The sequence below is a fragment of the uncultured Maricaulis sp. genome, assembly GCF_947259345.1.
In the GTDB taxonomy this organism is placed as follows: domain Bacteria; phylum Pseudomonadota; class Alphaproteobacteria; order Caulobacterales; family Maricaulaceae; genus Maricaulis.
On record NZ_CAMYLS010000004.1, the window covers coordinates 1 to 24522 of the forward strand.

Consider the following 24522-nt stretch of genomic DNA (forward strand, 5'->3'; position numbering starts at 1 on the left):
CTGATCGCACGCCCTGCCGGAGTGTCGGGCTGTCATCCCCGCACGCGGACAGGCTCCGCACGCTTCCGGGCACAAGTGACTGAGCTCGCGCCTCCCGTCCCGAAAACCACAGGCATTATCGCTTGGGTTGGAGAGGGTGCGGATAAGTTTTCTTCAAAACCCGCCCCACACACCGTCATCCCGGCGCAGGCCGGGACCCAGTCTGCGACGCAAGCTGTTGCCAAGATTGGGAAATCCGCGCCTGCGAGACTGGGTCCTGACTTTCGTCAGGATGACGGTTTTGCGGTAAAGGGCGGGGATAAACTCCCCGTCTGCCACCTTGTCATCCCCGCTGGATGTCCGGCGCAGGCCGGACGCAAGGCGGGGACCCAAGTGTTCGACCAGCTAGGTCCCTGATCTTCGCCCGGCCTGCGCCGGGCGTCCGTCAGGGATGACAAGCGTTGTGTTGACGGATCACGCCCCCGCGTCAGGACGGCAACCCACGCAGCAAGACCTCCAGCGCGTCGGCAAACACCTCGCCGATCTGCGGCCCTTGCTCCGGATAGAGATAGGGCTCGATCAGTTCGATCTCGATCAGGGCGAGCTTGCCATCCAGGCCGCGCAACATGTCGACCCGGGCATAAAGGAGGTCACCCTCGATGCAATCAAGGACAGATCGGGCAAGGGCGAGTTCCTCGGCGCTGGGCAGATGGACTTCCTCATGCCCGCCATATTCCGACTGCACACGGTAATCGCCCTTGGCCGGAATTTTCCGCGCGCAATGAGAGAATTCGCGGTTGAAGAAGAGAAAGGCATATTCACCCTCCTCGGCAACGGCCGGCAGAAAGGGCTGGATCATGCACTCGGCCGGCGGCAAGTCCGCCGCAGCCGGAAGCGCCGCGCCCCGACGAATACGCGCCTGACGCCAGGCCCCGGCACCCAGAACCGGCTTTACGACAATATCGTCCGCCCCCAGCGTCTCGAAAGCCGCCGCGATGGTCTGCGCATTGGCGGCGTCGGACCAGACCGTCGGGATCATCGGCGCGCCGCGGGCGGCCAGATCCTTGAGGTAGGTCTTGCGACTGTTCCAGCGCACCTGGTCGAGCGGATTGAACAGGCGGCTCTCACGATCACAGCGCTCGAGCATCGCCAAGAAAGCGTCCGGCTTTTCCATATAGTCCCAACAGGTGCCGATCATGACGGCGTCAAACTGCGACGGGTCAAAATCAGGCGCATCCCAGATCACCGGCTCGAGATCGATGCCGCGCTGGGCGCAGGCCGGCTGCAGGGCGGCGATTTCAAGCTCGTATTCCCAATAATCCTTGCGGGCATCGGGATGGTCGCGAAGCATGCAGCTGGCGGTAAGAAAGGCGATCCGGGTCATGACGGGCTGGCTAGCCGGAGCGCATCGTGACGGCAAGCCTTGTTCTCGACCGGCGCTGCGTTTAACCCTGCCATTCTTGCCAGCTGAAATGGATGATACCGATGTCCGAGACCCGTTTTGACGTGCTTGCCGTAGGCAATGCCATTGTCGATGTCCTGTCGCCCGCGACAGACAGCTTTCTGGCCGCTGAAGGCATTGCCAAGGACGCCATGACGCTGATCGACGAGGATCGGGCACGAACCCTCTACGCAAGCATGCAGCCGGGCAAGGAAGCCTCCGGCGGATCGGCCGCCAACACCGTCGCCGGAATCGCATCGCTGGGCGGCAGGGCCGCCTATATCGGCAAGGTGGCCGATGACCAGCTGGGCGAGATCTTCACCCATGATATCCGCACGATCGGCGTCCATTTCGACACGCCTCCGCTCAAGGACGGACCGGCGACCGCACGCTGCCTGATCAATGTCACCGAAGACGCGGCCCGCTCCATGTCGACTTTCCTGGGCGCTGCGGCGCTGGTGACCGAGGACGATGTCGAGGCCGGCGCTGCGGACTTGCAAGCGTCTGAAATCATTTATCTGGAAGGCTATCTTTTCGATCGCGAAGAGGCCAAGCGCGGCTATGTCGCGGCAGCCGAGATGGCAGCTGCCCACAAGCGCCGCACCGCGCTGACCCTGTCTGACCTGTTCTGCGTCGAGCGCCACCGGACGGCTTTCCGCCATCTGGTCGCGCATCATATCGACATCCTTCTGGCCAATGAGGCCGAGATCAAGGCGCTCTACGAGACCGAGGATTTCGACGCGGCCATGGCCCAGGCCCGCCAGGACGTGGCAGTCGTGGCCGTAACGCGTTCAGAGAAGGGCGCCGTCATCGCTCGCGGTGAAGAAATGGTCACGGTCGCCGCGGAACCGGTCAGCAAGCTGGTGGATACGACGGGCGCCGGCGATCTCTTTGCGGCCGGATTTCTGCTCGGTCTGGCCCAGAGGCGCTCACTGGCAGAGGCGGGACGAATGGGCGCGATTTGTGCGGCAGAAATCATCTCTCACTACGGCGCGCGTCCGGAAACCGGATTGAAAACACTCGCTGAAGCAGCCGGGATCGCCTTTGAATGAAGGTATTCCGGGCATTTGTCTAAAAACTTAATGATTTAACTCCAGCATTTTAACCACAATTCAAGTGGTTGCTGAGATGCTGATCGCTGAGAACGGGTGAGTATCCTTATTCACCCGGTGTTTGGTGGCGATTACGCGACCTTACGGGGGCGCGTTCAGGGGTTAAAATGGCACCCATCCGCAAAGCGGTTGCTCGAGTCATGCGTTCGCTGGTGATGAAGTTCACACTTCTGACCGGTGCGCTGATCTTCGCAACAACACTCATGCTGATGACGCTGGAGAGCGTGTCTGCGCAACGCGAGACACGAAACCTCCTTATCGAGCGTTCGGTTGCGACGCTGCAGGCTTCGGCCAGCCGGCTAGCCAATCCGATCTCCACAAATGACGCAACCTATGTCGATCTTTATATTGAAGAACTGATCAACTCGATCGGCGCGTCCCAGCTTTATGTACTAAACAATCGCCGTGAAGTGCTCGGCGAAGCCTATGATGACGATCGCGAGCAGGGGCAGCTTCGCGCCGCCGACATCGCCGTCATGTCACTCGGCGCCGGCGACCTTCGTTATGATCTCCATGATGACCTGCTGGAGGTATCCGCGCCGGTATACACCCAGTCTCGCCGGCTGGTTGGCGTCGTTTACATGCAGCAGCCGCTGATCGAGCTGGCCGCGTCACGCAATGCCGCGATCCAGCGCCAGACCCTGATCGCCCTGTTTGCCCTGGGCATTTTCCTGCCGCTGGCCGCGTTGATCGTCGGTCGCGCCCTGCGCCCGGTCCAAACCCTCACCGACGCCGCACGCCTGGCCTCGTCGAAGAATCTCGACATGCGTATCAAGGTGAAGACCGGCGACGAGCTGGAAGTACTGGCCAATGCCTTCAACCGCATGTTTGCCCGCCTCGACGGCAATCTGAAGCGCATCCATCGCCTTGCCTATGTGGACCTGGTGACCGAGCTGCCGAATCGCGAACGTTTCCGCAAGGAAACCGAGCGCGTGGCTCGCAAATCGCTGGAAGTCGGCTCCTCCGGTGCCGTGCTCTTCCTCGACCTTGACCGTTTCAAGCGCGTCAATGACTCGCTGGGCATCGGCGAGGGTGACCGCCTGCTGGAAATGGTTGGACGCCGCCTCTCCGAAGTCACGCGTGGCTGTGATCTCGCTGCCGGCAATATCGAAGATCCATCCATGGTCGCCCGTCTGGGCGGGGATGAGTTCACCGTGCTGCTGCCCAATATCGAGGACAGTGCCGACGCGGCGCGCGTCGCCAACAAGCTGGTCGACGCCATTCGGCTGCCGTTCGAGATTTCCGGTCACCAGGTCTTCCTCGGTGTGTCTATCGGGGTGGCTGTGTTCCCGCAGGATGGTGCCGATCCGGAAACGCTGATGCGCCATGCCGACCTTGCCATGGCCCATGCCAAGCGGGCCGGCGGATCGGCCGCCCAATTCTTCGAGCCGAGCATGAACCAGTCCGCCTTCGAGCGTCTGGTGCTGGAAAACGAGCTGCGCGACGCAGTCGCCCAGGACCAGCTGGTGGTCTTCTACCAGCCGAAGGTCTTGATGAAAGATGGCGCCTGTGCCGGAGCCGAGGCCCTTGTGCGCTGGCAGCATCCGACCGCCGGGCTTCTGTCCCCGGGCGCCTTCATCGAGGCTGCCGAGGAATGTGGCCTGATTGGCGAGATCGGTGACTGGGTCCTGCGCGCCGCTTGTCGCGAAGCCGCCGCCTGGCGTGAGCGCGGGCTGGAAATTCCGGTCGCGGTCAATGTCTCGGCCATGCAGTTTGATCGTGACGGATTCTCGGACTCCGTGCTGGAAGCCCTGGCCGCGGCCAATCTTCCGCCGCACCTGCTTGAGCTCGAACTGACCGAATCCATCGCCATGGAAAATCCCGAGCGTGTCATTGAACAGGTCCAGCCGCTGCGCGACCGGGGCGTCAATTTCGCCATTGATGATTTCGGGACCGGCCATTCCTCGCTCGCCTATCTGACGCGGATGCCGTTCGACGTGTTCAAGATCGACCAGAGCTTCGTCCGCGACATGACCACGGATCATCATGCCCGCATCGTGGTCGAGACCATTCTCGCCATGGCCAAGTCGCTGAAGCTGGAAACCGTCGCTGAAGGTGTGGAAACAGCGGAGCAATACGAGATGCTGCGCAGTCAGGGTGCGACCCTGGCCCAGGGCTTCCTCTTTGCCCGGCCGATGCCGGCCAGCGACTTTGTCGCCTTCGCCTCGGACAGTCATTCCGACCGCGCCGTCAACGAATAGCGCCCCGGCGCTGCCAGGCGTCCGGCAGCATCAGCCCTTGATCCGCTCCGCCGTGTCGGCCACATGCTTGTGACGACATCATCCGGAGACCGGTCCATGACGCACGCCTCAACCCCCGACTATGCCGATGCCAGCCTGTGGCGCGGCACCACCATCATCGCCGTGCGCAAGGATGGCCGTCTGGTCGTGGCCGGTGATGGTCAGGTCTCTATCGGCCCGACCGTGATGAAGGGCAATGCCAAGAAGGTGCGCCGCCTGGCCGGCGGTGATGTGATTGCCGGTTTCGCCGGCGCCACAGCCGACGCCTTCGCCCTGTTCGAGCGGCTGGAAGGCAAGCTGGAGCAATATCCCAAACAACTTGCCCGCGCCTGTGTCGAACTGGCCAAGGACTGGCGCACGGATCGCTATCTGCGTCGCCTCGAAGCCATGCTCATCGTCGGCGACAAGGATGCGACCTATCTGCTGACCGGCGCCGGCGATGTCCTGGAACCGGAAGATGGCGTTGTCGCTGTCGGGTCCGGCGGCAATTTCGCCCTCTCCGCCGCCCGCGCCCTCTATGAGTACGAAGCCGACCCGGAAGTCATCGCCCGCAAGGCGATGGCGATCGCCGCCCGGATCTGCGTCTACACGAATGAAAACCTGACGATTGAAGAGATCAGCTAGGTTGCGAAACCGCGCGCCCGCGATCTGGCTTTGCGATAGGCTGCCCACATGATCGAACTTGGCGCACGAGGCAGAACGCCGTGATCCTTCACATTCTCGCAGCGCTCGGCCTGATCCAGGGCCTGGTCCTGGCCACAGCCCTGTTTCGGGCCCGCAATCGCAATCCGGTCGGATTCGCAGCCCTCCTGATAGCTCTGGTCGCGGCGATGGCGATCGTCGTCGAGGACTGGTTTGTCCAGACGGGTGCCTGGCGGGAATTCCCCCATGTCCTGCGCGCTACGACCTGGATGCCCTATCTGATCGGACCAGGTGTCTGGCTGTTCGCCCGCTCGCTGGCGCGGCCATTCGAGCTAGGCTGGTCGACCCTTCACTTTCTCCCGGCGGCAATGGCGCTCGCTTACTTCCTGCCCTTCTATGCGCGCTCGGGAGCCGAGAAGATCGCCTTCGTCAACGCGACCCATACCATACCGCTGGATACCAGCCTGCTCGGCCTGACCAAGGCGATCGCTCTGCTGGGCTATCTGACCGCCACACTCTGGGTGCTCTGGCGACTGCCCCGCTCAACGCTTGCCCGCAGCGCGTTCTGGTCGGTCCTGGGCTTCCTCGTCTTCGTCTTGCTGGTCGCCGCCGGATTTGCCACCGAGCATCTGGTTGACCGTCTGCCAATTTCCTCCGACCTGCTCGCGGCGACCGGACTTGCCATCTTCCTGTACAGTCTGTCTCTGGTCGTTCTGATCAACTGGCGCGCCTTCGCCATCAATCCGGCGGGCGACGACCCGACGAAGCCACCGCGGGACGGCGGCGGCTTGCTGGACGTGGAAACGACCGAGCGGCTCTTCGCCCAGATCAGTCGTGCGGTAGCATCGGCGCGCCTGCATGAGGAACCGCAATTGACGGTCTCGCGCCTGGCCGAACGGACCGGCTTCCAGCCGCACTACCTGTCCTATGTGATCAATGCGCAGACGGGACTGAATGTGAAGGCCTGGCTCAACACCCTGCGGGTCGAAGACGCCAAACAGCGCTTGGTCGCCGATCAGGATGAGTCCATTCTCTCCATCGCGCTGGCCTGCGGGTTCAACAGCAAGGCGGCTTTCAACCGATCCTTCAAGGCCGTCACCGGACAATCTCCGACCGGATTTCGCGCGTCTCATTTTGTAAAGTGACGCGAAAGGCGCCGGCGGTGCGGCCAGGATCCAGGTCCTGTCCCGTCCTGTCATGGAGCGCCTTTTGCAAAATCATCTGCGCCACCTTTTCCTCGCAATATTCGCCAGTTTCACCCTTACCGCGCCCATGGGGGCTTACTCGCCGGCCCAGCCACCGGTCATACCTTTCGAAGCGGCCACACCAGAAGGCCGGATAGCCGGCGAGATCCACCAAATTCCGGGCTCGAGCCCCGACACCATCCTCGTCATTACCGGCGGGTCCGGCGTCGGCATTCGTGCCGATACAGCGGCAGCGATCGGTCTCTTCTTGAGTAAAACAACCGCGGTGGCCATCTATGACCGTCGCGGCTTCGGCGACTCGTCCGGTATCGCGACCACGCCGACAACAGCCAATACCGCCTGGCTTATTCCGGCCCTCGGGTCAGACCTGATCGCGATCACAAGCCATCTCGATGGGCTGGGCTATGACCGGATCGGCATTCTCGGATCAAGCATGGGCGGATGGGTCAACGCCTCGGCAGCCGCCCGGTCTGACCTGATTGATTTCGCGATCAACCTGGTCGGCGGTGCGACCTCGGTCTCGCGCTCCGATACATTCGACGCCCTGACCAACACCGGGCTGTCGATCGGTGCCGCGCTCGCAATGACACCGGGCCGGGCTGAAGCAATCGGATACGACCCCGCTTGCGACCTCGCCCGGGCGTCGATCCCGATGCTTTGGGTGCTGGGTGAGCGCGATGACAGCAATCCGTCGCAGCTCGATATCGATGTGATCGAGCGGCTCGCCGCGGCGGGGCAGCCATTTCAGTACATTCTTGTTGAGCGGGCGGACCATAATTTCCTGAATGTGGAGTCCGGCGAGATCATACTCGATTGGGTCCCCGACACGCTCCGCTTCATGGAATCCGCCAGCGCTGAATGAGGCGCTCATCCCGCTCTGCACCCGTGTGGGCCCTGGCCAGGATTAAGCGCGTATTTCCAACATCAACTAGCTCGCAAACACCTGCGCCTCATCCCGAAACGTCTTGAATTCCAGAGCATTGCCGGCCGGGTCACGGACGAAGAACGTGCCCTGCTCGCCGGGCTCGCCCTCAAAGCGCACATAGGGATCGATGATGAAGTCCTGGTTGGCAGCCTTGAGACGAGCGGCGAGCACTTCCCAGTCCGACCAGTCCAGCAACAGACCGAAATGCCGAACCGGGACCTGTTTCCCGTCCACCGCACCGGCAGACACGGACGCACACTCTTCCGGCGCCAGATGCGCCACGATCTGGTGCTCATGGAAGTCGAAATCGACCCAGTTCGCACTGGATCGCCCCTCACGACAACCCAGCAGTTCGCCGTAGAATTTCCGCGCCGCAGCCAGGTCATTGACGGGGAAAGCGAGGTGGAAACGCGGACGGGTCATTGGTTTATGCCTTTCAGGTCTGGTTTTGCGGAGCGCCCCTGATTACATCAGTGGAAGCGCTAGCAATGCAAAGACGATAATGACCGATTTTTCTCCCCGCGAAATAGTCTCCGAACTCGACCGCTTCATTGTCGGCCAGGGCGATGCCAAGAAGGCGGTCGCCATCGCCCTGCGTAATCGCTGGCGCCGACGGCAGCTGGACGAGACCCTCGCGGAAGAGGTTACGCCGAAAAATATCCTGATGATCGGGCCAACGGGCGTCGGCAAAACCGAAATATCCCGCCGTCTGGCCAAGCTGGCCGGCGCGCCCTTCATCAAGGTCGAGGCCACGAAATTCACCGAAGTCGGTTATGTCGGTCGCGATGTCGACCAGATCGCGCGCGACCTTGTGGAAATCGCCATTTCCATTGTCCGCGAGAAGAAACGTGAGGACGTAAAGGCGAAGGCGCATGCCGCTGCCGAGAATCGCGTTGTCGACGCCCTTGTCGGACCCGGCGCCAGCGAGGCGACACGCGAGAGCTTCCGCAAACGGCTTCTGGCCGGCGAACTGGACGACAAGGACGTCGAGATCGAGCTGGCCGACAGCGCCTCACCCATGCAGATGATGGACATTCCGGGCATGCCCTCGGGCGGGGCCGGCGTGATCAATCTCGGTGATATCCTGGGCAAGGGTTTCGGACAGAAGACCAAGACCGTTCGCATGAAGGTCAAGGACGCCTATGAGCCCCTGATCAATGAGGAGGCCGACAAGCTGCTCGATGACAGCCAGATTACCGCGGAGGCCATCAAGCTGGCCGAGAATGACGGCATCGTCTTTCTTGATGAGGTCGACAAGATCGCGGCACGCGCTGATGCCCGCGGCGGTGATGTGTCCCGCGAGGGCGTGCAGCGCGACCTTCTGCCCCTGATCGAGGGAACCACGGTGGCGACCAAGCATGGCACCATCAAGACCGACCATATCCTTTTCATCGCGTCGGGCGCCTTCCATGTCGCCAAACCCTCGGACATGCTGCCGGAATTGCAGGGCCGCCTGCCGATCAGAGTCGAACTTTCTGCCCTGACTGAAGCCGATCTCAAGCGCATCCTGGTTGAACCGGAAGCCAGCTTGATCAAGCAGTATGTCGCCCTGATGGGCACGGAGGGCGTAACGCTGGACTTCACCGATGACGCCATCGACGCACTCGCCGCTCTGGCCGCCGAGGTCAATGCGAGTGTCGAGAATATCGGTGCCCGCCGGTTGCAGACCGTGATGGAGAAACTGGTCGAGGAGATATCCTTCACCGCGTCGGATCGGTCAGGTCAGACCATCACCATTGATGCGGACTATGTCGCCGAGCATGTCGGCACGCTGGCCAAGAATGCCGACCTGTCGAAATTCATTCTTTGAGGATTGGCGCCACGCAAGGCCGCAATTGGCTGACCTGGTCAGTCGCGGTTTCGCGTTCTCAGCGTGACATAAAAGGCGCCGCTGCCACCATGGCGGGCATGGGATTTCGCGAATCCTGACACATACTGACTAAACTCAGGAAGTCCCAGCCATTCCGGGAGCTTGCGCCGCAAGACGCCGGGTTCTTCAACCTGTTCCCACGGCGCCACTTCGCGTTCACGCGACTTGAAACCCTTGCCGGTAATCACGAGCACGGTGCGATAGCCGCTGGCGAAGGCCATTTGCAGGAAATGGCGCAGGGAGCGCAGTGCCTGATCCTGGGTCAGCCCGTGCAGATCGATCCGACCATCAATGTCGAGCCGGCCGCGGCGGACCCGTTTCTCGCCGGAGCGGTCATGCGGGACAGGCGGGTCATAAGCCGCCGGCGCGCGGGGCGTGACCGGCAGGCGCAGCCCTGTTTCATAAGCGCGGGCTGCCGTGTCCATCTTGTCTTTTTTCTGCGGAGCAGCGTCCGGCTCGGAGCGCTCTAGCGCGGCCATGCGATCCTCGGACAGCGGCTTCACCGACTTGGCCACACGCGTCCACAAGGCACGCTCCTCCGGCCGCATGGTGCGTTTGCGCGACATGCGTCAGGCCGGCTCGGTGTCGGCGAAAAGACGCGCCACAACCGTGTGCGGCAGGAGCACGACCCAGCTGGCGGTGGCACGGGTCGTCCCCGCCCGTCGCTCGGCCGTCTCACCCCAGCCCCAGAAGAAGTCGCCTCGCAGCGGTCCATTGATCGCCCCGCCGGTATCCTGGGCGACGACAAGGCCATGCCAGTCGTCGAGCTCCGGCAGGTCCGCCGATATCCAGACCGGCACACCCTGCGCCATGATGCCGGTATCCACCGCGATCGAGGCCATCGGCGTCAGCGGGACACCGGCGGAGCCGCGCGGCCCCAGCGACGGGTCATCCAGACTTTCGCTCTGGAAGAAGACATAGCGCGGATTAACGCCAAACAGCTCAGCGGTGGCTTCCGGACCATGCTCGTTCAACCAGGCTTCAATGCCCTGTTTGGAGGCGGCATGCGGTTCCAGCTGACCCCGATTGATCAGTTCGCGACCAATGGAGCGGTAAGGCAGGCCGTTATGGGCGGCAAAGGCTGCACGCTCTTCACGGCCATCGGCAAAGACCAGCCGACCCGAGCCCTGGATTTGCAGGAAGAAGACATCAATCGGGCGACCCCAGGCAAAGACTTCGCCGGCATTGCTGGCCTCGATCGTGGTGCGATCCTTGTACGCAACCAGTTCGCCCTCACGGACCTCACCGACAATGCGACGACCCGACAGGCTTTCGTCGAAACGTCCCAGGTCAACGGTGACAAGATCATCCGGCCGACGGCGAAGCGGTTGGGTAAAGCCGGGTTGGCGCGTCCGACGCACCTCGACATAGGGCTCGTAATATCCGGTCAGCAGACCGGTTTCGCGGGTTTCCCCCGTTTCCGCCTCGCGGGCGAGCAGCCGCACGGGCGTGAAGACGGCTTCCAGACTGGCACGCGCGGCATCGGACCCGTCCCGTGTCATGGCCGCGGCGGCACAGGCGCCGCGCCAATCCTCCACCCGGCCAGCCCATTCGGCGCGCGGATTGAGCGCATCACTGTCGGCCCGGCGACCCAGCCGCTCGCAACTTCGGCGAAAGGCTTGCAGCGCTGGCGCCAGATCCTCACTCTCCCAACCAGGCAGGTCGGTCCAGAGGACAGTTTGAAAATCAAGGGTTTCCGGGCGTTCTGCGACCGGAATTTCCGGTTCGGGCTCAGGCTCCGGTGTCGAGGGCTGGCAAGCCGCCAGCAGCACGACGCCGATCAGGGCGAGCCGATCAGACCGCCGCAACACGGGTCAATACCCAATTGGGATTGCCGGTATCGGTGCGGCGTTCGAACAGCCAGTCTTCGGTGACGGTCGAAAGATGGCCCAGGTCGCCGGCGATCAAAACCTCGTCCGCATCGCGGGTTTCGGTGGCGATCTCGGCGATAAAGCGCACCTTGATACGCGCGGTTTCGCCCTCGAGGCTGGCCTCGGTAATCTCGGCCGAACGAATCCGTTCAATTTCGGTTTTGACCGTTTCACCACGATCCGCGCGTTGGTCAATTGCGGTGGTGTAACGTTCGAGGACTTTTGCTGCCAGGAGCGGTTCGAGCGTCTTTCGATCACCGGCGGCAAAGGCCTCAACGATCATCGTGTAGGCGCTGCGAGCACCCTCGAGGAAGACTGTTGGGTCAAATCGCGGATCAACCGCTGCAATGGCTTCCAAGCCGGCCGCAGCCGGGCCTTCAAACGCGGGGCGCAATCCGGGCGGCTGACCGGCCTCTCCCGGTTTCGCGGCTTTCTCGCGAGGCGTCGGGGCCTCCATGTGACCTTCCCGGCGCCCCAGAACCGTATAGAGACGATAGGCGAAGAAGATCGCGACTACACCGCTGAGAAGTGTCCAGATATCCATACGGCTCGCTATACCTTTGCTGAGCTGACACGCCTTGCCGCCACGCGCCAAGACATCGTTCCAATCCCTGATATAGGCCCTATTTGGTCAGACGTCAGCCTCTTCGCTGTGGTCTTGCCAGCTTGCCGGTAGGCGGTCGCCATGCTAACGGGCGCGCTCTCATTGACCCGGCCGCCCATGGCCAGATGCTTACAGACCCATCCGGGGAGTTCCATGACCGACGCACCCAACATGCCCGCTGACGACGCGGCCGCCCAACAGCCGCAGCTGCGCGTCCTTGCGCAATACGTGAAGGACCTCTCCTTCGAAAACCCGGGCGCCCCTGACACGCTGCGTCCCGGCCAGGCAACGCCGGCGATCGATCTGGGCATTGATGTCCAGGCCCGCGCCGTCGGTGACGATACCTATGAGGTCGTACTGACCGTGAACGCCAAGGCGACCCGCGAGGAGACTGTCGTTTTCATCGCCGAGCTTGCCTATGCCGGCCTCTTCCAGCTGGCCAATGTGCAGGATGCCGAACGCGAGCCCTTCCTGCTGATTGAATGCCCGCGTCTGATCTTCCCGTTCGCGCGCCGCGTCCTTGGCGACACTACGCGTGATGGCAATTTCCCGCCGCTCATGCTGGATCCGGTCGATTTCGCGGGCCTGTATCGCGCCCAGCTGGCCAAACGTGCCGCCGCTGTGCCGGGTTCGGAAGGCGGAAGCAATGGCAATGGCGACCCGGCCGCTGCAAACTAGGCCTTTAAACCAGGCCGGACCAACGCAAATGGTCCTATTGAAACGAGAGTTTCTTCCAGAGCGCGTGATCGCCCATCTCGTCGACAAAGGCGTCATGGGCGGCGCGCTCTGACGCTGTCTGGCCCTGGTTCAACGCTGTTGGACGCGGCGGCCGGGCGGGAAATTCAACCGCATTACTGGTCGACGAACCCTTGCCGCTGAGATCCAGCGCCCGGGTTCGCCCACCCATCAGCTCGAGATAGACTTCCGCCAGAAGCAGGGAGTCGATCAGGGCGCCGTGCTTGTCGCGCGTGTCGAGCGAGATATCGAAGCGTTTGCACAACGCGTCCAGGGATACATACGAGCCCGGAAATTTCGCCCGCGCGATCCGGGCCGTATCCTTGAATCGGTCATCGGCATAGATATCCAGGCCCAGGCGCGCCAGCTCCATATTGATGAAGCCGCGGTCAAACGGGGCATTGTGAGCGACAAGGGTTGCATCCCCGACAAAGGCGACAAAGTCCGGTCCGACTTCGTCAAAGAGCGGCTTGTCAGCCAGAAATTCTGTCGTCAGCCCGGTAATCTCGACCACTTCCTTCGGCACGGAGCGCTGCGGATTCACATAGGCATGGAATGTCTTGCCGGTCGGGATGTAATCGATCACCTCGACAGCGCCCAATTCGGTGATGCGATCGCCGGTATTGGGATCCAGGCCCGTGGTTTCCGTATCGAAGACTATTTCACGCATTCCGGCCGCCCCGCCTGAGTTTGCTGACTTCATGAATTGGCGTCAGTCGCCCTGGCTCTGAGTGCCTTGACGATTTCAGCCACCTGTCTCTTTGCATCAGGAATTCCACCTGATGTTTCAACGATATGATCCGCCCTTTCGAGCTTGATCGAATCGTCCAGCTGACGCGCGATTATGGCGTCCAGCTTGGCCTTGGTCATGCCCGGTCGCTGCAGGACGCGCGCGCGCCGCACCTCGTCCGGCGCATGCACGACAATGACGGCATCAACCCGCTTGTCTCCTCCTGTCTCAAACAGAAGGGGCACATCGAACACCAGGATTTCGTGGCCGGCTGCCATTTCGTCAGCCACGAACGCTTCCCGCGCCGCGCTCACGAGCGGATGCACGATCTCTTCGAGAATCTCGAACCCGTCCGGGTCGGTCTTCAGCGCTTCCGACAGACGGACCCGGTCAATTGCGCCATCCACGACAACGCCCGGAAAGGCGCGTCCAACCGGCTCAACGGCCCCGCCGCCTGGCGCGTAGAGCGCATGCACAGCGGCATCGGAGTCGAAAACAGGGATGCCCGCCTCCCTCAGCAATTGAGCCGTCGCCGATTTGCCCATGCCGATGGACCCGGTCAGCCCGACGCGCAGCATTATGACGCCTCCAGATAGCGCACGAGTTGGCCACGCAGATCGGGCAGAGCCGGTACCGGCTGGCCGTAAAAGGCCTCGAAACTCGGCCGTGCCTGGCCAATCAGCATGTCCAGACCGTCTATCGCGGTCAGACCGCGCGTCGCCGCTCCGGTGAGAAAGCCCGTCTTCAAAGGCGTATAGACACTGTCGAAGGCAATACTACCCGGGCTGACCCGATCCCAGTCCAGAGTGAGCTCTTTGCGGCCCTTGAGGCCAAGTGAGGTGGCATTGATAATCAGCGTGCGATCAGCGAGCACATCATCACGTGCCTCCCAGGGAATGAGGCTTGCGCCTGGCGCAAGATCTCGTGCCAATCCTTCAGCCCGCGTCAGATTGCGATTGCACAGGGCGAGGTCAGTCACGCCAACTGTCAGGAGCGCGTAAACCAGGGCACGAGCCGCACCTCCCGCTCCCAGAACCAGTGCCTTGGCCCTGTCATAATTGATATTGGCTGGTTCAAGCGCGTACAGGAATCCAGCGATATCGGTGTTGTCGGCGTGGATCTCCATACCCTTCATTGTCAGGAGATTGGCCGCGCCGACGGCGCGCGCCGACGCAGTGGCGGTATCGGCCAACTCAAGCGCGGCCTCCTTGTGCGGCAAGGTCACATTGAGCCCGACACACCCAGCCCGGGCAAGACCGATTACCGCGCGATCGAAATGCTCCGGGGCGATCGGAAAAGGCGCATACTGCGCATCGAGGCCTGCCGCCTCGATCCAGAGTCTCATCAGGATCGGCGAGAGCGAATGGCTGACCGGGTCGCCGGCCACGCCGGCCAGCCTGGCTGCACCGGTCGGAATCATCGCGTCAGGACTCCCTCATCACGCAGGATTTTCGCCAGCGGCAAGAGCGGCAAACCGAGAATGGCATAGTAATCGCCTTCTACCCGTTCGAACAATTGCGCACCCAAACCCTCATAGGCATAGGCTCCGACACTTTTTGTCAGGGCATCACCCGCCTCGATCAGATAAGCTGACAGGAATTCATCCGAGAAATCACGGACATGGATGGTGGATGTCTGCTGGTGGGTCCACACGGCTTTTCCATTTCGCAACAAGGCGAGACCGGAATGCAGACAATGCGGACGCCCGCGCATGCGGCGCAGACGTTCTGGCGCGAGCGCGACATCAGGAAGCTTGTCCAGCAAATCCCCGTCAAGCTCCATGGTCTGGTCGGCACCCAGAACCAGATCATCAGGATGGGCCTGGGAAACCGGTCGGGCCTTCGCTTCAGCCAGGACCAGCGCCATATCCCGCGGTGACAGATCGGTCCGTTCCGATTTGATCTCGCTTTCATCCACATCCGACTTGATAACCGAGAAGGGGATGTGGGCCTGCGTGAGAATATCCGCCCGGATCTGGCTGCCGGACGCGAGAATGAACCGGGTCATACCGTCATGTTCCGCTTTTCCATAAGTAGATTGATGATCTTGGCGGCCGTTTCCTCGATTGATCGTCGCGTCACATCAATAGTTGGCCATTTATGCTTGGCATACAGACGCTTGGCGTAAAGAATCTCTTCTCGGACCGCGAAATCATCGATATAGTTGGTATCGCGATCCTCATTCAGGCTGAGCAGGCGATTCCGACGGATCTGGACGATTCGCTCGGGGGAAGCCGTCAAGCCGACAACCAGCGGGTTGCGCAAGTTGAAAATTTGCGGCGGCAAAGGCACACCCTTCACCAGCGGAATGTTCGCAGCGCGATAGCCACGATGAGCAAGATAGACACTGGTTGGCGTCTTGGAGGTCCGGCTGACACCGAGAAGCACAATGTCCGCTCCCTCGAAATCATCGCCCTGGCCGTCATCATGCGCCATCGCATAGTTCAGGGCATCGATCCGGCGGTAATAATCCGCATCCAGCGACCGTTGCGCGCCGGCGCGGCTCGCAACAGGCCGGCCGAGATAGGAACTCAACGTCGCCAGCATCGGATCCAGGATGGCAATCGCCGGTACGCCCAGTTCAACACAACGGGTTTCCAGCTCACGGCGCAAATCCGCATTGACGATCGTGTACATGACCACCCCCGGATAAGCTTCGACTTCATCCAATACCCGGTCCAGCTGCTTGGATGACCGGACCAGCGCATAGAGGTGTTCGAGCGGGCTGGTGCCTTCAAACTGGGCGACCGAAGCTCTCATGACTTCCATGAGGGTCTCACCGGTGGAGTCCGAAACCATATGGATATGAAAGCAGGTGTCGAAAGGAGAGTTCGATGGGAGCATGGGATCGATCACCGGTTCGCATTTACTAATTGTTAATAAGTTGGGCTGTTTTCCCCAGCACCACAATTGGCACCGACAGGCTGTGAGTAGTGCCCGGTCTTACCATGAACAACCCACAGCCCTTCCCACAGTCTGCCAGAGCGTGGAAATTACTGTGGAAGATCGAGCAACCCGCTTCGACCGAAAATGTCGTTGTCCACGATTCTTCCACATTGCCACATTGACCTATGAGTTTGAAAAAAATGGTTTAATCAAACTTGTCGGAAACCGGGACCAGGAGAGCTGTGGAGGGATAACATACGGGTTTGAAAACCGGAACAACGGGGAAAATCCCAAGCATCCACATCGTCCACACCCCAACAATCTTCTACAATCAATATATTCTTTTTAGAGAGATGAAGGGGAGCGATTGATCCGGTGGGAATTGATGCCTAAGCAGGGCGAATGAATGACATGATCGAAAAACCGCTCCTCCGGGTTCTCGCTGGTGAAACCGTCAGCCCACCGCCTGTCTGGCTCATGCGCCAGGCAGGGCGCTATCTTGCCGAATATCGCGAAGTCCGTTCTCGCGCGAAGAACTTCATCGATTTCTGTTTCTCTCCGGATCTGGCCGCTGAAGTGACTCTGCAACCAATCCACCGGTTCGGGTTCGATGCAGCGATCCTGTTTGCCGACATTTTGCTGGTCCCGATCGCGCTGGGTCGCAAGGTCTGGTTCGTGACCGGTGAAGGCCCGAAGCTCGAACCCTTCGATGTACGCGATTTTGAACAGCTTACGCTCGATCAAACCGAAGCCGTTCTGTCACCGGTAGGTGAGACGCTCAAACGGGTTGTTCCCGCGCTTCCGTCCCAGACCACGATGATTGGCTTTGCGGGGTCCCCCTGGACCGTTGCGACCTACATGGTCGAGGGTGGCGGTTCGAAAGACCGGTTCAAGGCCCGAGTGGCGGCCTGGGAGCATCCCGAGGCTTTTGACGGCATGATGGACCGGATTGCTGACGTGACAGCAGAATACCTGATCATGCAGGCCCGGTGCGGAGCTGAAGTCCTCAAACTGTTCGACAGCTGGGCAGAAGGCCTGCCGGAACCTCTGTTCGAGCGTGTCATCATCCGACCGACGCGCCGTATTATCGAAGCCGTCCGGGCCGCTGGTGTGGATGTCCCGATTATCGGCTTTCCGCGGGGCGCCGGCACGCTCTATCCGCGCTATGCCCGGGAAACCGGTGTGACGGCGATCGCGGTCGATACGGGTGTGGATCCGGCCTGGATCCAATCGGTCCTGCCGGACGGCATGCCAGTCCAGGGGCATCTGGATCCGGCCGTGCTGCGCGCCGGAGGTGCAGCGCTTGACGGTGAGGTGGACCGTTTGCTGGATAGTTGGGCGGGTCGGCCCCATATCTTCAATCTCGGCCACGGCATTACACCGGATGTGCCGGTTGCCCATGTTGAGCAATTGCTGGCGCGGATTCGCAATCGCGCCTGATTGACCTGAGCTGAAGGAGCCGAGGGTGAGTGAAGCGCGCAAGAAATTGGCGGTCGTCCTGTTCAATCTCGGCGGGCCCGATGGTCCGGATTCGGTTCGTCCCTTCTTGCGCAATTTGTTTCGGGATCCGGCGATTATCCAGGCGCCCGGGCTGATCCGGGAAGCCCTGGCACTCTTCATCTCGACCGTTCGCACCAAGGAAGCGCAGGCCAACTACGCCAAAATGGGCGGCGGATCCCCGCTTCTGCCGGGAACAATTCGCCAAGCCAACGCTCTTGCCGACGTCCTTGCACCACAATGGCCTGATTATGATATTCGTGTCTGGCCTGCGATGCGCTACTGGCACCCTTTCACCGAGGATGTAGCCAAGGAAGTGAAAGCCTGGCAGCCGGATGAGGCGGTCTTGTTGCCGCTCTATCCGCAATTTTCGACCACGACGACCGGCTCATCCCTGACCGCCTGGCGCAAGGCTGGCGGGCCAGAGACCCGGGCCTTGTGTTGCTATCCGACCGAGGCTGCATTTGTTGACGCGCATGCTGCGTTGATCCGCAAAACCTGGGAGAAGGCGGGTCGTCCTGAAAATATGCGCCTGCTCTTTTCCGCTCATGGTCTGCCGAAAAAGATCATTGATGCCGGTGATCCCTATCAATGGCAGGTCGAGCAGACCGCAGCTGCGGTGATGCGGCAGCTACCGGACTTTCCCGATCACCAGATTTGTTATCAGAGCCGGGTCGGCCCGCTTGAGTGGATTGGTCCGTCGACCGAGGATGCAATTGAAGCGGCGGCCAGGGATGGAAAATCCATTCTGCTTACACCTATCGCTTTTGTCTCGGAGCATATCGAGACCCTGGTCGAGCTGGATGAGGAATACGCCGAGATTGCGGAGGAATTGGGTGTGAAATCCTATCTCCGGGTTCCTGCGCTGGGTGATGACCCGATCTTTATCGAGGGTTTGGCCAATATGGTCGGCCAAGCGCTGAACGGTCCGGGCGGACTGCGACCAGAGGCCGGTGAGCGGATTTGCCCGGCTGACTGTTCGGCTTGCCCGTGCCAGTCTGTCACCTGATCTGAACACTCTGGGCCGGGACCTCATTCGCCATGTTGATTGCCGCTTATGACTGGTTGCGGGCTTTCCATATTCTTGCCGTGATCGCGTGGATGGCGGGTCTGCTCTATCTGCCACGGCTTTACGTCTATCATTGCGAAGCTACGCCGGGCGGCGAGCTGGACGAGACACTCAAACTGCAGGAACGGCGTCTCCTTAAACTCATCATGAATCCTGCCATGATCGTGGCCTGGCTGTTTGGTCTGGCCCTGGTGTGGGCCAATGTTGAACGGGCCGGCGGATGGTCGATCTTTCTGGGTTGGGCCTGGTTGGCGAAATTGCTTCTGGTGTCTGCCATGACCGGTCTGCATCATGTATTTGCCGTCCGTTTCAAACGCTTCGACGCCGGCACCAATGACTGGCCACACAAGCGCTATCGCATCCTGAATGAAATTCCCTTTATCCTCGCGATTGCCATCGTGCTGATTGCCGTGGTGGCGCTGGCCTGACCAATTGACAGGTCGCGTGGAGGATCAAGCAGCGCTTGACGATCCTGACCCTGCATGGCAAGGGTTTCTCGACTCCTTTTTCAGGATCCCTCCTTCGTGACGTGAGACGCGTGAACCACAGCGCGCCCGTCTGCTCCTCAATTCTCGGGTTACCTCCGCTCTGGCGGCACCCGGTTTGCCTGATCGCGCAAGGTTCGTTTTGGACCCGGTGCTTCTGTTTGAGCTGATAGTAAAACCATGACCGACGAAACCACTGTACCTGTGCCTGCCCTGCTTGAAGGTGTGGAGCGGATGACGCTTCAGGGCCTGAAGGAAAAGAAGCCGACCGAGCTGTTGGAATTCGCCGAGGCGCTCGAGATCGAGAACGCATCCTCGCTGCGCAAGCAAGGCATGATGTTCGCCATTCTCAAGGCCCTGGCCGAACGGGATGTCGAGATCCATGGCGGCGGAGTCCTGGAAGTTTTGCAGGACGGATTCGGTTTCTTGCGCTCGCCTGAATCCAATTATCTGGCCGGTCCGGATGACATCTATGTCTCGCCGACCCAGATCCGGAAATTCGGCCTGCGTACAGGCGATACCGTCGAGGGCGAAATCCGGAGCCCGCGTGATGGCGAGCGCTATTTTGCGCTGCTGAAGGTCTCGACGATCAATTTCCAGGATCCGGAATCAGCGCGTCACAAGGTTCATTTCGACAATCTGACACCGCTCTACCCCGAAACGCGCTTCAATATCGAGCTGGCTGACCCGACGGTGAAGGATCGCTCCGGCCGGGTGATCGATATCGTGGCACCGCTCGGCAAGGGCCAGCGCGGCCTGATCGTGGCGCCGCCGAGGACCGGTAAAACCGTTCTTCTGCAAAACATCGCGCATGCCATCGAGAGCAATCATCCCGATTGTTATCTCATGGTTCTGCTGATCGATGAGCGCCCCGAGGAAGTGACCGATATGCAGCGGACCGTAAAGGGTGAGGTGATCTCCTCAACCTTTGACGAGCCGGCAACACGGCATGTCCAGGTCTCCGAGATGGTGATCGAAAAAGCCAAACGTCTCGTTGAGCATGGCCGTGATGTCGTGATCCTTCTGGACTCGATTACGCGTCTGGGTCGCGCCTACAACACGGTTGTACCGTCCTCGGGCAAGGTTCTGACCGGTGGTGTGGATGCCAATGCCCTGCAACGCCCGAAACGCTTTTTCGGCGCTGCGCGGAATATCGAGCATGGCGGTTCACTGACCATTATCGCGACGGCGCTGATCGATACCGGTTCGCGCATGGACGAAGTCATCTTCGAGGAATTCAAGGGTACGGGTAACTCGGAAGTCGTTCTGGACCGGAAGGTCGCCGACAAGCGCGTCTTCCCGGCGATCGACATTCTCAAATCCGGGACGCGGAAAGAAGAGCTTCTGGTCGACAAGGGTCAGTTGCAGAAAATGTATGTCCTGCGCCGCATCCTCAATCCCATGGGTGCCCAGGACGCGATCGAGTTCCTGCTCGACAAGCTGCGTCAGACCAAGACGAATGACGAGTTCTTCGACTCGATGAACACGTAACAGAGACGATTGCGTTCAGGGGGCCAGGATACTGGCCCCCGTCGTCTTTCTCGCTTCCAGATCTTCATGGGCCTGTACGGCATCGGCCAGCGCATAGCGTTGATTGATCCGGATCGACAGGGCGCCGCGGGCGACCGCATCAAAGACATCTGCCGTATTGGTGGCGAGCGCGTCATCGCTGGCAACATAGTGAGCGAGCGACGGTCGCGTGACGTAGACCGAGCCTTTCTGCGTCAGGATGCCAAGTTCGACGCCTGTCACGGCGCCTGACGCGTTGCCGAAACTGGCAAGCAGACCTCGCGGCCGCAAACAATCGAGCGAGATCGCGAATGTATCCCGCCCAACTCCGTCATAGACGACCGGAACGCCCTCTCCGCCTGTCAATTCTCGTACCCGGGCGACCACATCCTCCTGCGAAGAATTGATCATGTGAGCAGCGCCCATCGACAAGGCCAGCTGGCATTTCTCGGCCGTACTGGCCGTCCCGATCAGCGTTACACCCAGATCGCGGGCCCATTGGCACATCAACAAGCCCACCCCACCTGCCGCGGCATGATAGAGGACGGTGTCGCCGGCTTTGACCGGAAAGGTCTCCTTCAGAAGATACCGCGCTGTCATGCCTTTCAGCATGATCGCCGCCGCTTCTTCCATGGATACCGCGTCCGGGATGTTCGCCAGTCGGCCGGAAGCGACCGTGTTGTACTCGGCATAAGCGCCGATAGGTCCATTGCCATAGGCAACCCGGTCGCCAAGCGCGAATTGGGTCACGCCATCGCCTACCGCATCGACATGCCCGGCGGCTTCGAGACCAATTCCGCTTGGCAAGGAGACTGGATAGAGGCCGGAGCGGTGATAGGTGTCGATGTAGTTCACGCCAATGGCCTCATGCCGGACTCGAACCTGGCCGGGGCCGGGGGCCGTGACCTCGACAGGTTCGAGCTTCATGACAGAAGGACCACCGGTCTGGTGAATTCGGATCGCCTGGCTCATCGGTTCTGCCTCATCTCATTGGTTTCGGAAGAATAATGAGAGTCATCCGGTGCTCTGACTAGGCTCGACATTGCGCGATGCGAGCTTGCAGAGCGTCTCGCCCACCCAGAGAGGCGACGGCTGCGTCGACATTATCGATGGACAAGAGCTCAATTCCTGCCTCGATCGCTTCCAGATAAGGTGTTGCGCTTCCGTCTTCGCGGCGGAACAGCCCGACGGATGTTTCAAGACCTCGGCTCGCCAGGACGGCGTCGCGAGGTGCGTCCAGGGCGCCGGTGCCGAGCCAGAAATAGCTTGCTTCGAGATTCACGCCGGCTGCGCGCAGCGCGACCAGCTCGTCCGGTACGGACAGGAGCAGACCGGCATCAAGCGCATGGATAGCGGCGGCATCGTCGACGGTATAGGCAATGATGGCGACGTGGTCGCGGGCGTCATTGGCGTCGATCAGGGCGACAATCTCGGACGGCGTAACGGATTTGAGATCGAGATTGAGAACGAGGCCGGTCTCGCGGGCGAGCGTGAACACGGCTTCCAGGCGCGGGATGCTCTGGTCGGTGAGCTCGCCATTGCTGTCGAGGAGGCGCAGGTTCGAGAGGTCCGACCAGCTCCGACCCTCTACTCGACCCTCGCCGGTCGTTGTGCGCTCGAGCGTGTCATCATGCAGCAGGTAGTAGACGCCGTCATTGGAGCGGCGGACATCTATTTCGGCATAGAGGACACCATTGTCGACAAGGCGGTGCAGGCTGGACAGGGCGTTTTCGGGATAGCCCGGTGCCGGCCCTCCGCGGTGTGCGGCGAGCATGGCAAATCCGTTTTCTCGGAAACATGTCAGCGACGCTGCCTGGTCTGAAAGGCGGGGCTCCGCTGACGGTGCAGGCTGGCTACACGCGCCGAGCAATAGAAGAAGGGCAGGCAAGGTTCTGAGCATGACAAGGTCCAGGTCGGGATTGGCTTTGGTCGCGTTTGTATGGATGGGATGCGACTATTCTTGTTGGTCGCCGGTCTCCTGACGGGCTTCAATGGGAATTCAATCAGAAGAATGACCGATGTGTCGGTCATCGGGGAGATAACATCATGGTCGAGACTTCACCACTTCGCCTCTATCACGCGCCGCGGACCCGCTCGGTGCGTGTCCGCTGGCTGCTCGAGGAAATGGGACTGCCCTACTCGCTCGAAACCGTCGCCTTCGCCAAGCGACCGGCGGGGGATGAGAATTATGCGCAAATCCATCCGCTCCGGAAAGTCCCGGCGCTCGAGGACAAGGGGCGGGTCATGTTCGAATCCGTCGCCATCCTGCAATACATTATGGGGCGCTATGGTCCGACGGAGCTGGATGTCAGACCGGACGAGACGGATTACGACCTCTTTTTGCAATGGCTGCATTTTGGTGAGAGCGGCATGATCATGCCCGTTTCGCTCTTGCTGGCCCACACCATGCTGTTGCCGGAAAAGGTGCGTAATCCGGGCATCGCGGCGTCAGCGCGGGCCGATACGACAAAAGCCCTGACCATGCTGGCCGAGCATGGATTGAAGGATCGGCAATATCTGGCCGGGGACCGCTTCACCGCCGCGGACATCTCGGTCGGGTACATGCTTTTCCTGTTGAAGCTTATCAAGCAGTTCGATGAGTCGCCGGACGCAGTGAAGGCGTATTTCGAGCGGATTACGGCGCGGCCCAGCTGGGCGATCGCCAGCGCGACAGACTGAGTGATGTCTCTGCGGGGAAAAAAGAGCGGTTCATGGATCGGTTGAAAGGGGGCCTGTCCATGAACCGCTCGCATTCCGACCGGGCTTCGCACTGATCGGAGCGGCATCCAACGGACCCCGTTCGCCTTGATTAGTCGGGTCGGTCTGTTCGCGGAAGCTCGTACCTTGCAAGATGTGATGAGTGAGGTGGTTGCGGTGACGAATACCGTCAGCCGAGCGCGCGCTGGTCCAATTGCTCCCGCACCTCGGCGCGATAGCGGTCTGATACGGGCAATTGCACGCCATTTGTCAGCTCGACGATCCGGTAGCTCTCGCCGCGTGAACGGGCCACGCTGATACGGGTCGGGTTGACGAGGTGCGAACGGTGGATCCGGACAAAGCCCGCGTCTGACAGGGCGTCCACGAGTTGGGCCATGGTCGTTCTGTGCAGGACATCTCTGTCAGCCAGGTGCAGGGCTATGTAATTGCCCTGGGCTGTTGCGCCGAGGATGTCGCGAACGGGCACGTATTCGACACGGCCGCTTGATTTGACCGCCAGCGTGCCGAAATCGGGTCTGCGAAATTCACGAGGATCGATGACAGGTCGCATTTGACGGCCGAAGAGGAAGGCCAGGACGAAAAAGACGACATCCCAGAGGAAGGCCTGCATGCCCAAATCGGCGAGTGTCTGGAAGGGCGTGCGTTCCGTGCCGACGGAGAAGGCAATCGCGGCATAGACGGCCACGCCGCCCATGCCGAGAAAGCCGGCGATGGCGGCGGATTTGGCGGTTTCCGCGAAATCTGAGTTGGCGTGGCGGGCGCCAATCTTGAAGACAATGGGAAACAGGAAGAGCCAGGGAAGCATGCCCCGCGTCCACCCGAGTATGTAGGCGTGGTAGGCACCTGCAGACTCTGCTCGAACGGCATCGATCCAGTTGGCCGTGGCAAAAAGCCATACCGCACTGACCCAGACGAGCGTCGTGATAACCAGGAAGGGTGAGCGAAGCGGAAAGCCGGTAAGGCGGACTTCGCGGAGATCGTCAACGAGGGCCAAGGGTTCTGTCC

25 protein-coding genes are annotated in these 24522 nt (G+C 61.0%); 12 read left to right on the forward strand and 13 right to left on the reverse strand.

The window, feature by feature from the left end; genetic code table 11:
• Positions 1-466: 466 nt before the first annotated feature.
• A complete protein-coding gene (locus tag Q0X62_RS01435; RefSeq protein WP_297730818.1) occupies positions 467-1363 on the reverse strand; it encodes a hypothetical protein in 897 nt (298 codons plus the stop codon).
• Positions 1364-1464: 101 nt separating this feature from the next.
• On the opposite strand from Q0X62_RS01435, the gene Q0X62_RS01440 reads away from it, so the two are divergent.
• The 5 genes from Q0X62_RS01440 to Q0X62_RS01460 all read left to right on the forward strand — a co-directional run bounded on the left by Q0X62_RS01440 (position 1465) and on the right by Q0X62_RS01460 (position 7481).
• A complete protein-coding gene (locus tag Q0X62_RS01440) occupies positions 1465-2472 on the forward strand; it encodes an adenosine kinase (protein WP_297730820.1) in 1008 nt (335 codons plus the stop codon).
• Between the two features lie 167 nt (positions 2473-2639).
• Positions 2640-4733, forward strand: a complete 2094-nt coding sequence (locus Q0X62_RS01445; protein WP_297730822.1) for an EAL domain-containing protein — start codon at positions 2640-2642, stop codon at positions 4731-4733.
• 96 nt (positions 4734-4829) lie between these two features.
• Positions 4830-5396, forward strand: coding sequence for an ATP-dependent protease subunit HslV (hslV, locus tag Q0X62_RS01450; protein WP_297730824.1), 567 nt, complete (start codon positions 4830-4832; stop codon positions 5394-5396).
• A gap of 80 nt (positions 5397-5476) precedes the next feature.
• Positions 5477-6559, forward strand: coding sequence for an AraC family transcriptional regulator (locus tag Q0X62_RS01455; protein WP_297730826.1), 1083 nt, complete (start codon positions 5477-5479; stop codon positions 6557-6559).
• Positions 6560-6623: 64 nt separating this feature from the next.
• The gene (locus tag Q0X62_RS01460) at positions 6624-7481 is read left to right on the forward strand and encodes an alpha/beta hydrolase (protein ID WP_297730828.1); all 858 of its coding nucleotides are present in this window, start codon (positions 6624-6626) and stop codon (positions 7479-7481) included.
• Positions 7482-7547: 66 nt separating this feature from the next.
• Here the strand turns inward: Q0X62_RS01460 and Q0X62_RS01465 are convergent, their stop codons facing one another.
• The gene (locus tag Q0X62_RS01465; RefSeq protein ID WP_297730830.1) at positions 7548-7967 is read right to left on the reverse strand and encodes a VOC family protein; all 420 of its coding nucleotides are present in this window, start codon (positions 7965-7967) and stop codon (positions 7548-7550) included.
• A gap of 79 nt (positions 7968-8046) precedes the next feature.
• On the opposite strand from Q0X62_RS01465, the gene hslU reads away from it, so the two are divergent.
• Positions 8047-9354 carry an ATP-dependent protease ATPase subunit HslU gene (hslU, locus tag Q0X62_RS01470; protein WP_297730832.1) on the forward strand — a complete coding sequence of 436 codons (1308 nt, stop codon included), beginning with the start codon at positions 8047-8049 and terminating at the stop codon, positions 9352-9354.
• A gap of 38 nt (positions 9355-9392) precedes the next feature.
• Here hslU and Q0X62_RS01475 read toward each other — a convergent pair whose 3' ends face one another.
• From Q0X62_RS01475 to Q0X62_RS01485, 3 genes are read right to left on the reverse strand one after another with little or no spacing between them, the layout of a single operon-like run.
• Positions 9393-9980, reverse strand: coding sequence for a Smr/MutS family protein (locus Q0X62_RS01475; RefSeq protein WP_297730834.1), 588 nt, complete (start codon positions 9978-9980; stop codon positions 9393-9395).
• A 3-nt stretch (positions 9981-9983) separates the two neighbouring features.
• Complete coding sequence (locus Q0X62_RS01480; RefSeq protein WP_297730836.1) at positions 9984-11225, reverse strand: murein transglycosylase A; 1242 nt, start codon at positions 11223-11225, stop codon at positions 9984-9986.
• Positions 11209-11829 (reverse strand): Tim44/TimA family putative adaptor protein, encoded by a 621-nt coding sequence (locus Q0X62_RS01485; RefSeq protein WP_297730838.1) that lies wholly within the window; start codon positions 11827-11829, stop codon positions 11209-11211. The genes Q0X62_RS01480 and Q0X62_RS01485 overlap by 17 nt, the downstream gene beginning before the upstream one ends.
• Before the next feature lie 213 nt (positions 11830-12042).
• Here Q0X62_RS01485 and secB point away from each other — a divergent pair, with 213 nt between their 5' ends.
• Entirely contained in the window at positions 12043-12567 is a 525-nt protein-coding gene (gene secB, locus Q0X62_RS01490) for a protein-export chaperone SecB (RefSeq protein ID WP_297730839.1), read from the forward strand.
• A 34-nt stretch (positions 12568-12601) separates the two neighbouring features.
• Here secB and dnaQ read toward each other — a convergent pair whose 3' ends face one another.
• From dnaQ to Q0X62_RS01515, 5 genes are read right to left on the reverse strand one after another with little or no spacing between them, the layout of a single operon-like run.
• Positions 12602-13294 (reverse strand): DNA polymerase III subunit epsilon, encoded by a 693-nt coding sequence (gene dnaQ, locus Q0X62_RS01495; protein ID WP_297730841.1) that lies wholly within the window; start codon positions 13292-13294, stop codon positions 12602-12604.
• Between the two features lie 29 nt (positions 13295-13323).
• Positions 13324-13932, reverse strand: a complete 609-nt coding sequence (gene coaE, locus Q0X62_RS01500) for a dephospho-CoA kinase (RefSeq protein ID WP_297730843.1) — start codon at positions 13930-13932, stop codon at positions 13324-13326.
• A complete protein-coding gene (locus Q0X62_RS01505) occupies positions 13932-14774 on the reverse strand; it encodes a shikimate dehydrogenase (protein WP_297730845.1) in 843 nt (280 codons plus the stop codon). Before Q0X62_RS01505 ends, coaE begins: the two co-directional genes overlap by 1 nt.
• Entirely contained in the window at positions 14771-15361 is a 591-nt protein-coding gene (locus tag Q0X62_RS01510) for a nucleoside triphosphate pyrophosphatase (protein WP_297730847.1), read from the reverse strand. Before Q0X62_RS01510 ends, Q0X62_RS01505 begins: the two co-directional genes overlap by 4 nt.
• Entirely contained in the window at positions 15358-16197 is an 840-nt protein-coding gene (locus tag Q0X62_RS01515) for a pyruvate, water dikinase regulatory protein (protein ID WP_297730849.1), read from the reverse strand. Before Q0X62_RS01515 ends, Q0X62_RS01510 begins: the two co-directional genes overlap by 4 nt.
• A 444-nt stretch (positions 16198-16641) precedes the next feature.
• Here Q0X62_RS01515 and hemE point away from each other — a divergent pair, with 444 nt between their 5' ends.
• From hemE to rho, 4 genes are all read left to right on the forward strand, one after another.
• On the forward strand, positions 16642-17679 hold the full coding sequence (hemE, locus tag Q0X62_RS01520; protein WP_297730851.1) for a uroporphyrinogen decarboxylase: 1038 nt from the start codon (positions 16642-16644) through the stop codon (positions 17677-17679).
• A 25-nt stretch (positions 17680-17704) separates the two neighbouring features.
• Positions 17705-18745 (forward strand): ferrochelatase, encoded by a 1041-nt coding sequence (gene hemH, locus Q0X62_RS01525; RefSeq protein WP_297730853.1) that lies wholly within the window; start codon positions 17705-17707, stop codon positions 18743-18745.
• A gap of 32 nt (positions 18746-18777) precedes the next feature.
• Positions 18778-19233 carry a CopD family protein gene (locus tag Q0X62_RS01530; protein ID WP_297730856.1) on the forward strand — a complete coding sequence of 152 codons (456 nt, stop codon included), beginning with the start codon at positions 18778-18780 and terminating at the stop codon, positions 19231-19233.
• A 237-nt stretch (positions 19234-19470) separates the two neighbouring features.
• The gene (rho, locus tag Q0X62_RS01535; RefSeq protein WP_366946086.1) at positions 19471-20781 is read left to right on the forward strand and encodes a transcription termination factor Rho; all 1311 of its coding nucleotides are present in this window, start codon (positions 19471-19473) and stop codon (positions 20779-20781) included.
• A 15-nt stretch (positions 20782-20796) separates the two neighbouring features.
• Here the strand turns inward: rho and Q0X62_RS01540 are convergent, their stop codons facing one another.
• Positions 20797-21771, reverse strand: a complete 975-nt coding sequence (locus Q0X62_RS01540) for a quinone oxidoreductase (protein WP_297730859.1) — start codon at positions 21769-21771, stop codon at positions 20797-20799.
• Positions 21772-21829: 58 nt separating this feature from the next.
• The gene (locus tag Q0X62_RS01545) at positions 21830-22573 is read right to left on the reverse strand and encodes a glycerophosphodiester phosphodiesterase family protein (RefSeq protein WP_297730862.1); all 744 of its coding nucleotides are present in this window, start codon (positions 22571-22573) and stop codon (positions 21830-21832) included.
• A 272-nt stretch (positions 22574-22845) separates the two neighbouring features.
• Here Q0X62_RS01545 and Q0X62_RS01550 point away from each other — a divergent pair, with 272 nt between their 5' ends.
• A complete protein-coding gene (locus tag Q0X62_RS01550; RefSeq protein WP_297730865.1) occupies positions 22846-23478 on the forward strand; it encodes a glutathione S-transferase family protein in 633 nt (210 codons plus the stop codon).
• Between the two features lie 208 nt (positions 23479-23686).
• Here the strand turns inward: Q0X62_RS01550 and Q0X62_RS01555 are convergent, their stop codons facing one another.
• Positions 23687-24511 (reverse strand): LytTR family DNA-binding domain-containing protein, encoded by an 825-nt coding sequence (locus tag Q0X62_RS01555; protein WP_297730868.1) that lies wholly within the window; start codon positions 24509-24511, stop codon positions 23687-23689.
• Positions 24512-24522 lie beyond the last annotated feature (11 nt).